Raw genomic sequence first — 645 nt, 5'->3', positions numbered from 1 at the left:
TCGCTGTTGTCGTGCTACAAATGAAGGTTGGATTATTCTTTTATTCTGTTGAAATGACAAGAAATTCAATAGGACAAAACGAGACTGGTTGAATAATCTTAAAGAATCCTGTTCTGTTTATGGTTTACAGTGATGCAACTAACAGAATGCCGGGACTTTTTGGCACTGCATGAATATATATGCGAGAATATGCAAAATTGCTGACACGTACTAAGAGAATCATAATGACTATGCGCAATTCAGAGAAACAAGATAACCTAGTCCGCGCCTTTAAAGCCCTGCTAAAAGAAGAGAGCTTTGGCTCACAGGGTGAAATTGTTGACGCACTCAAGCAGCAAGGCTTTGAAAGCATTAACAAATCAAAAGTTTCACGTATGCTGACCAAGGTTGGTGCTGTTCGTACTCGTAACGCAAAAATGGAAATGGTGTACTGCCTACCGGCCGAGCTGGGCGTACCAACAGTAAGCAGCTCTCTACGTGAACTGGTTTTAGACATCGATCACAATGCGGCATTGGTTGTCATTCACACAGGTCCCGGCGCAGCACAGCTTATTGCTCGCCTACTCGACTCGTTAGGTAAATCCGAGGGTATTCTTGGCGTAGTAGCGGGTGACGATACCATTTTTATTACCCCTACAATGCCAG

Annotated in this window: 1 protein-coding gene; it reads left to right on the top strand. The window is 43.6% G+C overall.

Features of this window, described 5'->3' with window-relative positions; genetic code table 11:
* Positions 1-230: 230 nt before the first annotated feature.
* Positions 231-645 (top strand): transcriptional regulator ArgR (argR, locus tag R7040_RS27355; protein ID WP_318097728.1); only part of this gene is annotated, 415 nt, incomplete at its 3' end.

This window comes from Vibrio sp. 1069, from assembly GCF_033340555.1.
The sequence above is the reverse complement of the archived record's forward strand: the minus strand, read 5'-3'. Positions and strand labels throughout refer to the sequence as shown.